Source organism: Aeromonas sp. QDB20 (assembly GCF_027707805.1).
Classification (GTDB): domain Bacteria; phylum Pseudomonadota; class Gammaproteobacteria; order Enterobacterales; family Aeromonadaceae; genus Aeromonas; species Aeromonas dhakensis.
Genome location: NZ_JAPCJC010000033.1, coordinates 1 through 12,691, shown reverse-complemented (window position 1 = coordinate 12,691; position 12,691 = coordinate 1). Strand labels below are relative to the sequence as shown.

Annotated in this window: 8 protein-coding genes and 1 pseudogene; 4 read left to right on the top strand and 5 right to left on the bottom strand. The window is 47.3% G+C overall.

Translation table 11 applies throughout. The features are described from left to right. Positions 1–18: 18 nt before the first annotated feature. Positions 19–1,935: a site-specific integrase gene (locus PG897_RS21590; protein WP_270829383.1), complete on the bottom strand. Its 1,917-nt coding sequence runs from the start codon at positions 1,933–1,935 to the stop codon at positions 19–21. A 1-nt stretch (position 1,936) separates the two neighbouring features. Then, the gene (locus PG897_RS21585; protein ID WP_270829382.1) at positions 1,937–2,983 is read right to left on the bottom strand and encodes a hypothetical protein; all 1,047 of its coding nucleotides are present in this window, start codon (positions 2,981–2,983) and stop codon (positions 1,937–1,939) included. A 1,335-nt stretch (positions 2,984–4,318) separates the two neighbouring features. Between PG897_RS21585 and PG897_RS21580 the strand changes: the two genes are divergently transcribed. The 4 genes from PG897_RS21580 to PG897_RS21565 all read left to right on the top strand — a co-directional run bounded on the left by PG897_RS21580 (position 4,319) and on the right by PG897_RS21565 (position 9,522). Further along, on the top strand, positions 4,319–5,434 hold the full coding sequence (locus PG897_RS21580; RefSeq protein ID WP_270829381.1) for a polysaccharide export protein: 1,116 nt from the start codon (positions 4,319–4,321) through the stop codon (positions 5,432–5,434). Positions 5,435–5,444: 10 nt separating this feature from the next. Beyond that, a complete protein-coding gene (locus PG897_RS21575; RefSeq protein ID WP_270829380.1) occupies positions 5,445–5,873 on the top strand; it encodes an arsenate reductase/protein-tyrosine-phosphatase family protein in 429 nt (142 codons plus the stop codon). 188 nt (positions 5,874–6,061) lie between these two features. Continuing rightward, positions 6,062–8,227 (top strand): polysaccharide biosynthesis tyrosine autokinase, encoded by a 2,166-nt coding sequence (locus tag PG897_RS21570; RefSeq protein WP_270829379.1) that lies wholly within the window; start codon positions 6,062–6,064, stop codon positions 8,225–8,227. 725 nt (positions 8,228–8,952) lie between these two features. Beyond that, entirely contained in the window at positions 8,953–9,522 is a 570-nt protein-coding gene (locus PG897_RS21565; protein WP_270829378.1) for a hypothetical protein, read from the top strand. Positions 9,523–9,594: 72 nt separating this feature from the next. Here the strand turns inward: PG897_RS21565 and PG897_RS21560 are convergent, their stop codons facing one another. From PG897_RS21560 to PG897_RS21550, 3 genes and pseudogenes are all read right to left on the bottom strand, one after another. Beyond that, positions 9,595–9,978: a winged helix-turn-helix domain-containing protein gene (locus PG897_RS21560; protein ID WP_270829377.1), complete on the bottom strand. Its 384-nt coding sequence runs from the start codon at positions 9,976–9,978 to the stop codon at positions 9,595–9,597. A 207-nt stretch (positions 9,979–10,185) separates the two neighbouring features. Continuing rightward, positions 10,186–10,812 (bottom strand): hypothetical protein, encoded by a 627-nt coding sequence (locus PG897_RS21555; protein ID WP_270829376.1) that lies wholly within the window; start codon positions 10,810–10,812, stop codon positions 10,186–10,188. Between the two features lie 589 nt (positions 10,813–11,401). Then, positions 11,402–12,550 (bottom strand): annotated as a pseudogene (locus tag PG897_RS21550) (IS3 family transposase). Positions 12,551–12,691: the final 141 nt, after the last annotated feature.

Sequence of the window (12,691 nt, the reverse complement as noted above, 5' to 3'; positions counted from 1 at the left end):
GATGCGCTCCAGGCCATGTCAATAATGGCGACGCGTGGTCGCGTAATGGGCGTGTCCCAACTGACCGCTGATCACATCGAGTAAAATCGTATCGTTAACCTGTGCCCAGTCCCGCCCGTCGAGCCAAAAATCAAAGCGTGCCCGGCAAGCGGCGGGGGTGAGCATGTCTTGCATCATACGATCGTTGAGCACGTCAGCAAGATGCTCTTCATCACGCTGATAGGCAAGATGCAGCCCTTGGAGGGGGAGTAGTTCAGCCCCTGAATGGCGCAAATGATGAAATCGAGCCTGATTGCCAAACAGCGCTTTCAGGCCTTGGGTGACAGGGTAGAGATAATGGGCTGCGCGTGATGCTATCGATTCATCACAAAATCCCAGCAATGGTTGCTGCGGAGCGCTGTGTGCATGGATTTTGATCACTACCCGCAACAGTTTGGCTGCAATTTCCGGCAACACCGGATAGACCAGCCGGGTCTGTCGGTTTTTCGTGCGCCCTTCACGGGTGCCGGTGATTATCAGCTCAAAGCTGTCGGGGTGATCGGGGATATTACGTATATCGCCGACCCGCAGCCGCAACACTTCACCACGGCGCAGCGCGCCATAGTAGCCGAGCAAGGCCGCTACTGCCGCAAACAGCCGCTGTAACGCATGACCCTTGTTGACGCTGATGAGCTGTGTGATCAGTTGATGCACCTGCGCCGTAGACAGGCGAAAGGCGTCGACCCGGACAGGGAGTGTAGGGCGTTCAAACAGGCTAAGATCCAAATGTTCGGTCAAGGATTGCTGAGCTACGCTGCGCAAAAATTGAAAAAAATGCCATTGTTGTGATTCGGTATCGCTCAGCGCGGCCAGGCTGGTGCGAGCCCAGCTGATCAGCGCCTCAGGATCTGCGGCCTGATCGACAGAGAGCGGTGGTAGATGGTTATAAAAATTGGTGTAACGCGCGAGAGTGTTTGCAGGCAATCTGGGCTGTTTGATCCCGCCATCGACCATCAGGTCCGTGACATATCGGTGGAGCAGGGCAGGCACGATATTGTCTCCGATGAGCGCCAGCCCCCTGTGTGGTTGCTGGAACAACGTCTCTGCCAAGTTGGCTGATACTTGGCCACCGGTGGCGGGGCTCAGTGTGCCCACATGGCGCATTGGATCCGAGATATCACGCAGCAGGTCAGGCGGCACCTGGTGATGGTGGTGCCACAGCGCTAATGCTGTGCGCTGCCAATCTGCAGCGCTGCGGTTAGCCAGCCCATAGGGGGCAGTCTGTAGATAGTGATTGAGGGCTCGCAGTGTCGCTGTCATTGTGGGCGGTGCATCCTGCAGCGCCAGTTGCTCAGTTAGCAGGCGATAGGCAAATGCACTGAGTGGTAGCCGGGTGATGCTCGGCTGTGTACGGCTGGCATAAGCTGCGAGGGGGCTGGGATGGGGGATCTCAAGGGTAAACTGCCCCTCAAAACAGCGTAGTGGGGCGGAGCTTGCTAGCATTGTTTGCCAGTAACGTAGCGGCAGCGGAGCCACCTCCACCATCAGTGCCGTGAGTACAAAACCAAGTGATGGCTCGCGCGCGCGCAAAAACTGCTGGCGCGCCTGCTGATAGCCCCGGCGTAACCGACCGGCATCGTGATTGTAGTGCTGGATCGCCGCCATCCACTGTTGTGCATGATCGACCAATAATGGTGCCAGCGGTGCTGGCAGAGTCCACTCACATATATTCCCCAGGTAGAGCAGTACCTGATTGCGCGCTTGTCGCAACTGGCGCTGGCGGCCTGTCGGGATCGCCGCAATCTGTCGAGCCAGGGTGTTGAGGGTATCGGAGGTGAGGCGACGCTCAGAACTCTCCATGTACAGCCGAGCACAGATCCACTCCAGATCGCTGCTCGCGATCTCCGTCAACCCCTGATCCTGCAGGTAACGAGCAACATCCTTATGATCTAACAACTTATCGTTCCTTGATGATAGGTAGCTGCAAAAAGTCCACCATCCGTTCAAGATGGCGTGTCAGCCTGGTCTGTGAGATGGGAAAATGGTTGGCTCTACCCAGTTCCTCGCCAAGGTCGGCATGTCCCATCAGCCGATCGATCTCCTGCGTGGTCAGCTGTGGGTCAGTACTGTCCAGCGCATGTTGGGCAAACAGATGGCGCAGTTGGTAGGGCACAGGGGCTGGCGTTGTGCCCACACCATTTTGCCAGTGTTCAGCCATAAATGTGCGCAGTGTCCTGGCACACAGCGGTACGATATTGACCTGGTCTCGTCCACAACGCTGCACCTGGTACCATAGCAATGGAGAGTTCTGCGGTGTCCCGGTCATGTGTGTCAGTCGCTCGTATAGGCCCTCAAGGCGGATCAGCGCCTGGCGCAGGTGCTCACACAGATAAATGGCTCGCCAGCGCCCTTTGTCATACACGATCGCAGTTCGTCGCTCATAGCAATGCTCACGTGTCACACTGATGGTGTGGGTAGGACGGGTCCCTGTGAGGGCAATAAACAGGAGGGCGAGTTCGGCGGCGCGAAAGTTGATCAGCGCGCACAGTGGTGACAGGCGATACAGGTGATGCGAGCGAGAGTGACCCACCTCATGCAGGTGACTAAAGAAGGTACGCACCTGTTCTATCGCCAGTGAGCGCGGTGAGCCGATATTGATCATCGGCAGCGCGATATAGGTTTTGCTGCCAGCGCTTTGATCCAAATGGTAAGCCTGGGTGCGCCCCGGGGTCGTCAGGTGTTGCGGGAGTGGGGTGGTCAGTTGCAGCAGCGGTTGCCATTCGTCTTGGCCAGGTACGGGAACCTGAAGTCGTATCGCGAGTGGGTGGTTGGTCAGGGTTAACCGCAGCCGTTCCAGATAGCGGGTGTGGGCCTGAAAAATCTGAGCCCGGATCGCATCACTGCTCTGGCGTTGATATGTGCATGCGGCGCGATGATGCCGGCCAGCCTCACCCAAGAGCGCCCATTTTGCGAGGCTAGATAGCTTGTCATCCAGCGCTGCCATGGTGCGAAAATAGCCAAATAGGGCTTGTCGCCCCCCCCCCTTAGTCGTGCCGGTACCCGCCATCTACCGGTTAAAAGCTGGCAAAATGCGACCTTGTCTGACTCACTCAACCGCCAGTGCTCGGTGCTGTGGCTGAGCGCCATGACAAAATAGTGATTAAGGCCGTTGGGCACCGGTTGCCATAACCACTCCACGTCCTGCTCAGTGGGGTAGGGCAGGGCATACTCCACCCATGAGATATTATTTAACCTAACCCGCCGCAAGGCATGGGGACGGCACGATTCACTGCCTGTGACCACAGTGAGCGTCGGCATTTGCTCCGGGTGTCTGACTAACCCCAGTTCGCCTGTGAGCCAAAGCCACACAAAGTGGAGCAGTAGTCGCTCGTGGCGACTCGTTGCCTGATCACGCGACACCGTTGAGACGCGCCGACACTGATGTAGACCATGCATCAGCGCCCGACACACCGCCATGGCGGGTGGGTACACTCCGCCAGCGTTGCGCTTGCGATTCATTTTTTTGATGACAGGTAGTGGCTGCAATTTGTTCACTCCCTTTGACCAATCAGCCAGTTTTCGCCCACCATCCAACCCTTAGAAACTCTCACATAACATTTATTATCTGACAACTTTTTTTGGGATATGTTCTAAGACGTAGTCTCCAATTAAATTAATTATTTTGTAATCATTTAATATTCCTTTAATTTCAATTGGGCGCTTTGTTGTTTGATAAAATTGCACAAAATTCATTTGCTATAAATTTTTGATGCAAATTAGTTGTCGGCGTCCTGCGGTAGCCACGTCTTTTTTTGGTTTTCTTATCACCTTTCGTGCGAGAAACCCTAAATGACTGGTTGTTCCGAATCGGTTGATAGAGGAAGAGATCTCAGTCCAAGGCAAGTTCATGAACGCCTGATGAATGCAAATGAACGACTGGTGTGCTGTTGAAGTTCATTTAATGTTCAATCGTGCCAAGCTCCAGTTAGCTGAATTTTACAACGACACATGCTTGCTGCGTTTGGCTCGAATTTCAAATACTCATGTGGGCGCACTGGATCTCAGTCCAGTTTGTTTGAGTTCATGACTAATAACCTAATCAAACAAGGCCATACCCAAAGGACTGAGTGGATGCCTATCCTGCCACGGCGACAACGGCGCCGTACTCACAAAATTATCCGTCACGCGTAGTCATCAATGTTGAGGAATTGCAAGGCGGGGATCAAGTGAAATCAAAAACGAACGAACAGGAATCACCAGTTGGAATCTCCGTTCTATAGAGCGGAGGATGTCAAGTTTCAGTTGCGTATTAACGGGTATTTAGCAAAAAGGTGTGTTAGTGAAAAAGATTCAGCTTTTTTTTCTGTTGCCCATGGTGACATTGCTTGGCGCATGTACTGTGGTGCCGGGCACCAATCTGTCGATCAGTGGTAAAACCGAGGTGGCAACCGGTTCGGTCGATGTTGATCAGTTGGCCGAAGTGTATCCGGTCACGCCTGCTCTGCTGGGCACTATGCGCAAGCCCCCGGTCGTGGGCAAGGCTAACCCCGAGCTTGATAGTGAGATCAGCCGTTATGAGTACCGTATTGGGGTGGGGGATATCCTTAATGTCACTGTGTGGGATCACCCCGAGTTGACCATACCTGCAGGTTCTTACCGCAGTGCTAGTGAAGCGGGCAACTGGGTGCATGCTGATGGCTCCATCTTTTATCCCTATATCGGTAAGGTTGCGGTTGTGGGTAACACAGTGCCGGAGATACGCGCTGATATCGCTAAGCGCTTGGCACAGTTTATTGAAAGCCCGCAGGTCGATGTCAGTATCGCTGCTTTTCGTTCCCAGAAGGTTTATATCTCCGGTGAGGTAGCCAAGCCGGGGGCTCAACCCATCACCAATGTCCCGTTGACGTTACTCGATGCTTTCAATCTGGCGGGGGGGATGACCCCTACTGCGGATTGGCACCATGTGGTACTGACCCGCCAGGGCAAGGAGTATCCGCTCTCCATGCAGGATCTGCTTCAGTATGGGGATCTCTCTCACAATCAATTGATGCGTGACGGCGACATGCTGTATGTGCCACGCAACGATGCCCAGAAAGTCTTTGTAATGGGGGAGGTCAACAAGGCTGCCACCCTGACCATTGGTCGTGAAGGGATGAGTTTGACCGAAGCACTGAGCAGTGCCGAGGGGCTTAACCAGAATGCTGCCAATGCCACCGGCATCTTCGTATTGCGCCCCGCCGCGAAAGCGCAAGAGAAAGCCGCCATCTATCAGCTCGACCTCAGTGATGCCACCGCGCTGGTGATGGGCACCGAGTTTGCGTTGCAACCTTACGATGTGGTCTATGTCACCACGGCCCCGGTGACGCGCTGGAACCGTGTGTTGAGCCAGCTAGTACCTTCAATTACAGGCTTTAACGAGTTGACTGAAGGCATGCTGCGGGTGAGAAACTGGTGAGGAATAAGCAATGTTTGACAATATTCTGGTTGTTTGTATCGGAAATATTTGTCGTTCGCCAACAGCTGAACGTCTGCTACGTCTTCACTATCCCCAAAAAATGATCAGTTCTGCTGGTATTGCCGCCTTGGAAGGGCAGCCGGCTGACAGCACTGCTAGTTTAGTCGCTGCCGCTCATGGTGTGTTGCTCGATGGACACATTGCCCGACAGTTAACCCATCAGCTCTGCCAGGATGCGGATTTAATTCTGGTTATGGAGAGAGAACATATTAGTGCGGTTCATCATATTGCACCTAGTGTTCGTGGCAAAATACTTTTATTTGGTCATTGGTTGGCACAGCATGAAATAACCGATGCTTATGGAATGAGTAAAGATGCTCATGAATACATATATCAATCTCTTGCTCGTGCGGCTGATAGCTGGGTCGGCAAGTTGTGAGCCACTTTTATCGGGGAAATGTAACTTATTCAGCAAGATGAATGTGTTCTCATTTCGAAATGAAATGCCCAACGTGCTTGGTTATGAGCTTTCGCGGTCTCCACTAACTCTCATTCGCATCATTCACTAATATAATAATGTGTTGGTTTTTCTCTTTATATTTAATTATAATCTAAGGTGCCTTTTTAATGTCTAATAGACCTCAATCATCTTGGCCAAATGAGGATGAAATTGATCTTCATAAGCTGCTTGGTATTTTAATTGACGGGCGTTGGTGGATTATCGGTTGTACCACTTTATTCTTGTTGATTAGTATTTTTTATACGATGATGGCAACGCCAATCTATAAGGCATCGGCATTGTTACAAGTAGAACGAAAAGCAAGTGGTAGCGCTCTGTTAGGCGATATGGCGAACATCCTTGGCACAGAGCAATCCGATTCTCTTGCCGAGATTGAGTTGCTTACCTCGCGCATGGTAATTGGCAAGACCGTTGATGACTTGCACCTTGATAACCATGTTAGTCCTGTTTTTTTTCCGGTTGTTGGGCGTGGGATTTCGCAGTTGCTAGGCAAGTCGATGCCTGAGTTGGTTCTGGAGCGTTTTGATGTCCCTGGGCAGTTGACTGATACGCCGTTTTTATTAACAGTGACTGACAATAGCCATTTTACTATTACGATTAATGGATTTGTGTTGGAGGGCATGCCTGGACAAGTGATTGCACACAATGGTATTCGCATACTGATTTCTTCTCTTCGAGCAGATGTTGGCCAGCAATTTATTTTGTCCAAACGTACCAAGTTGGATGTGGTATCAGAGCTACAGAAAGCCTTGCAGGTGAGTGAGAAGGGAAAAAATTCAGGGATCTTGTTGCTCGCACTGGAAGGGGAAAACAAGGAGAACATTCGGCGCGTGCTGGATAGCATCAGCAACAATTACCTGATGCAGAATGTTAAACGCCGCTCCGAAGAGGCCGAGAAAAGCCTTGATTTTCTTACAGAGAATATGCCAAAGCTGAGTGAGGATTTGGAGAGAGCAGAAAACGAGCTGAATACCTATCGACAGAAAAATGAGTCAGTAGATCTCTCGTTGGAAGCAAAGTCCGCACTGGAAACCATGGTTGATATCGAAAAGCAACTCAATGAACTCACCTTCCGTGAGGTTGAGATGCAGCAACGATATACCCGTCAGCACCCTGCTTATGTGGCATTGCTTGAACAACGTCAAACCTTACTAAATACTAAGAAGGCGATTAACGAGTCAATAAAGAAGTTACCCCAAGTTCAGCAGGGTATTTTGCGATTAACTCGTGATGTGAATGTTGGTCAGGAAATTTTTGTCCAGTTACTTAATAAACTACAAGAACTGAAAGTCATGAAAGCTGGCACGATAGGTAATGTGCGCATTATCGATGTGGCAGCTGTAGAGAGCCAACCGGTCAAGCCGAAGAAAGCCCTGATAGTTGTGCTGGGCGTTATTGCTGGTGCCATGTTGGCTGTCGGATTTGTTCTGCTCAGAGCTACCTTCCATCGTGGTGTTGAAAACTCTGAACAGTTGGAAGAGTTGGGCGTGTCTGTCTATGCAACAATTCCAACATCTCCCCAACAACTCGAGATTACCAAGATCCTGCAAAGAAGGAAAAATCTCAGCTTGACAGAGTCGTTGTTGGCATCAAAAAACCCAGCCGATCTCGCTATTGAATCGCTTCGTAATCTACGGACAACAATACATTTTGCGATGTTGGAGGCAAAAAATAATATTTTACTTATCTCCGGTTCCGGTCCTGAAATTGGAAAAAGTTTTATTTCAGCAAACTTTTCTGCAATTTTGGCGATGGGTGGGAAGAAGGTGTTACTTATCGATGCAGATCTGCGGCGCGGCAAGTTAAATAAAATATTTTCACATGAAAGAAACAATGGTCTCAGTGCCTACCTATCAGGTCAGCTATCTCTTGAGGCTCTGGTTGTCCCCACCGGTTTTGAGAGCATGGATGTCATATCTACCGGGATTTATCCTCCTAATCCAGCAGAGTTATTGATGTTACCACGATTCAAGGAGTTGTTAGAATGGGCGACTCAGCACTATGATTTTGTGGTCATTGATTCGCCTCCTATTCTGGCGGTCACTGATGCTGCGATCATAGGGCAGCATGTGGGGACAACACTTCTTATTGCTCGTTATGCCAAAACGACTGCTACCGAAGTAGACGTAAGTATTCGCCGTTTGGAACAAAGTGGTGTGAATATTAAAGGCGTATTGCTGAATGGCATTGAAAAACGGTCTGGTAACTATTATAGATATAATTACATCTATGATTATCGCAAAGATAAGAGTGTACCCACACCAACAAAGTAGTGTGCTTATCGACTATATGTTCAATTGCTAACGAGTCTTTCGGCAAAGCGTTTCTAGGCTATAGCTCAAGCCAACCTCAGTTAGCCTCTTTTCTGTTTAGCCCCGTCATTCGTGGCGGGGATATATGCTTTACTATGAAAATAGCTTCGTTTTTGCTGACTCGATATTTTCATGACTTCATGACTTCATAACTTCATGACTTCATGACTTCATGACTTCATGACTTCATGACTTCATGACTTCATGACTTCATGACTTCATGACTTCATGACTTCATGACTTCATGACTTCATGACTTCATGACTTCATGACTTCATGACTTCATGACTTCATGACTTCATGACTTCATGACGCATAACTTAAGTGTTTTTTATGACTATATTTTGAACCTATATCATAGTTCTAAAGCTTGATAGACGCATATTCCAGTCGAAAATTAACATCTATTTCGGATTACTCAGAACCGGTGTTCTAGAGTCGAATTAAGGGACAAGAAGCAACCCAATGTGTCAACAGCTGCCGCGCTGCGTATAGGCGGCAGGTTTGGTCAGTAAGTCGAAAAGATGCCTCTCCGAAAAACTCAACTTCTGCTCGATTACTCCCTTTATGTTTCCGTTCCAGAAATATTGTTCACATATTCCAGAATGTTATTCAACTTCACCGGAAAACGTAATAGTTGTTATTATGTTTTTGTTATTTTATGTGCATAAAAATTCGGAGCAACCATGAAAAATAACGCACTATTGTTCGATATTACAGAGAGAGCCATCTCTGGTGTTATTGTAAATAACTTGGCTCAGTTTAAATCATCTTCTGGTGCTTCTATAGGTTCAGTAGCCGTGTTGTCTCAATGTCTTTGTTTGGCTCAATCTATGGCGGAACGGGTTAATTACCCCAACGATCCACAACGATTTATATTTTTAGTTGACACGGAGTTGCTGGCTATAAAAGGGATTGAGTCTGAATTTATCCCATACTGCCAACAGTTTTCAATCGTATTATTTATTGTGGCGTCAGTTAACATAAATGCTCATGTTAGAGAAGTTTTTCTGCGTCTTAGAAATATCGGTGTTAAAGAACTTTACATATTTCCCCTAACGTTTTCTTGGCCTGGTTTGTTGTCTCTTATTCAAGACTCATCGATAAATGGGTCAGTAATAGAATATGAGCATATGGATGAGCAGATAGCGTCAGAAGTAATTTCTTTGGTGGGTAAAAAACATGTGCTGTTAAATGTTCCCATTGACGTTCATTTAATGTCGGCCCCTGTTAGCTACTACACTCATCTTGAGTGAAATAAATAAACCTCTTGCATTTCCATGTAAGAAATGAAAGAGGTTAATGATAGTCATGTAAAAGAGTCACTTTTATGGGGGAGGGGATTCTTCCGCTACAACCATGCCTGTTTGCTCAGCATTAAATATATAACCACAGCCACTGACCGTGATGATATAGTCTCCGTTACCACAGATTTTTTTCAGTAATGTTCGTATTTTTGATATGGCAACAGTTACAACTGTCTCTGTAACGACGCGGTCACCCCAGACAATAGTTAAAATAGATTCACGAGAAACCAATTTCCCTTGGTGAGCAAGTAATAGTGAAAAAACATGTAATTCTCGCAAGCCTAGGCGACCGATCATAGTCTCATTGTCGTAGTAAACACCGCTATCAAGATCCATGCGAAATCGTCCATCTTGAGTTGTGATAAAGTTCCTTTTATCCGACAGAGATAGCATTAAGTCCTTCATGCTTATTCTTCTCATTGTATATTCCCACTGCTTTTGTTGAATTATTCGTGAAATTCATGATAAAGATAGATTAATTTGGGTGCTAAAAAATCATAAAAACAATAAAAAAATATAAAATAATTATCCTATGTTTGTTTGTTTGTTTGTATGTGCATTAAATGTGATGAAGGTCAAAGATTAGAGCTGGCTTACTAGTTGGTATTGTGGTCATGAGACTTCGCTTTTTCTGAAGATGGTTACTCCGGATTTTTTTAACACCGAGCCATTGTGACTACGCAAATCAATGTTCACCCCAATTGGTACGGACTTTTTTAGTAGATGACGTACTAAGCAGTCTCCTTTAAGCTTTCCATTGGGACTGAAATTATTCGCGATGTAAGCTGAGTCCAAGATAAAACCATCCCAATCAAATAGGTCAGTATCACGCAGATTTGTCACGTTTGTGCGGCAATTTGTCATCCAAAAATCCACACCAATAGCAGTTAATGATAATATGTTTTTCATGAATATTCTGTCATTGTTTTCCTCGAAATCGGGAATATTGTCAAAATCCAAGGCTATATTGAAGTGCTGTGTGTATTTATATATCAAGTTATATAGGCAATGCTGAAAAAAAAGCTCTTTCTCAAAATCTAAATGAAAAATGACTTGGTTTGCATCTGATGGTAGTGCGTTCTTGATTTTTTTGGCTAGGTTTAGTGCGGTAACAAGCTGGCATAACTTCTTCTCTGTTGTATCTGCTATGAGGGCATCTAATGATTGTAAGTCATGCCTTGATTTGATGAAAATATGCTCTATCCCACTTCCAATATCCACCAAGCTTAATGAGAACATATGATAGCCCTAATTTTTTATCCGCGTTAAAAAATAAAAAATTATTTTCACGGGATTGAATTGTTAAGGAGTGTGTTATTTGGGTTTGTAAGATACCAATGTTTTTTGGCTCTCACAGTTTGTGTTGTGTATCACATCTGAAAGTGAAAGCAATTACATTAGCATTACTAGGTTAATGCTACTTACTTTCGCGGATTCTTTATTAACAAAAGAAAATAAAAAAAACCTAAAATTATTATTTTTTTAGTTTGGGTGAGAGCCTGTGCATATAGTATATATTTTAGATGTTATCTGCCTAATAGTACCCTAAGGCTATGCGATGCATTGCATAGGAATTTTTCTTGATACATATATCGTACTATGATATTTTTTAAGGTGTTCATGTATATTTTGAAAGCCTATAATATGCAACATGTTTATATTTTTACTCCAGCACTAGGCTCCAATGCATTCGATGCAACTATCGTGAGTGAATCTAGTGGTCTAACGAGCTTCCTTTTGAAGCTCCTGATATGACGCGCCTGATGAATAATTATGACGACGTCGACACCAAAATAGTCAGAATCCAGATTGATTTGCCCTGACAAGATCAGACAGTTCCGGAACAAGCAGTCTGAGTCGTTTTCCAATATCTCTTGTTAAACTCCGTCGGGCTGACATTGCCAAGTCGTGAATGCCGACGTTCGCGGTTGTAAAAATCTCTATGTATTCCTTAATCGCGGCCTTGGCCTCCGCTATCGTCTTAAATCTATGGCCTTGAACAAGTTCATTTTTAAGAGCCCCCCAGAATATTTCGATAGGGACATTGTTGAAGCAGTTCCCCTTACGTGACTAGAGGTCTGCATGCCAAATTGTATCTGGAGAGCTCGGTAAGCCTCAGCACTATGCTAACTGCCTCGGTCTTTGTAATATAAGTCCAGCGGGCGGCCTCTTCTGTTGCACTACTCGAAACAGCGCCTGACTGACTAACCTGGTAGTCATTCTTTCTCCCATCGCATAGCCCACTATTTCACAGGTAAACACATCCTTGAGCCTTGCCTAATAGAGCCTGCCCTCATCCCTCATCCCACGACAGGTGATATTGCCAGTCCAGACTTCGTTGGGCATTGTCGGTGCAAAGACCTGACCTAGGACATTCTCCGCCCCGGCGGGGAATGGGAAGAATGGGGAGTAACCTTGAATTTGCGCTTTTGTTTGAAACGCAACCCATTTCACGGCGCAATAGCCCAATCCGGTCCAGCCTAGCGTAAAATCCTTCTGCAGCGAGCTCAGCTTGTAAACGCACTGCATCATAGATCTGGCGCGTCTTGCTGTGGCAACCTTGAGTTGCTCATCTTCTTGTTGGTGCTGTGACGATGGACGCTGGCGCCAGTGGTAGAAAACTGCACGAGACGCCTCCAGTACGCGACAGATAACGGAAACGGGATAGAGGTTCTGCTACTTGACTATCCACGCGTACTTGGCAGTGACTCCTGAGCAAAGTACGCAGCCTTTTTATGATGTCGAGCTCCATGTTGGCTTGTGCGAGAGCGTTGCGTAGCCGGGCCACTTCTGCCTCCAGTTCGGCGACAGAACTCGCTCCGAGAACGATATCTCCTTTCCTCCTCTGGCTGCGACTCAGTGTGCCTTTGGCAATACTCAACCTTCTGGCGGCTGCAGCTTGGCTGAGGCCTTGCCCCAACACCGGTCGAACCGCCTCTGCCCGAAACTCCGGTTAATAGTGTTCTCTCAATTTCATTCAATACCCCCGATTGTCTCAGCGTAACAACTGGGACTGTCTGTGAAAATCAGGATACCTCACATGAGGTGTCCTGACAAGATCGGACAGTCCCGGATCAAGCAGCCTGAGCAGTTCTCCAATACCTCTTGTTAAACTCCG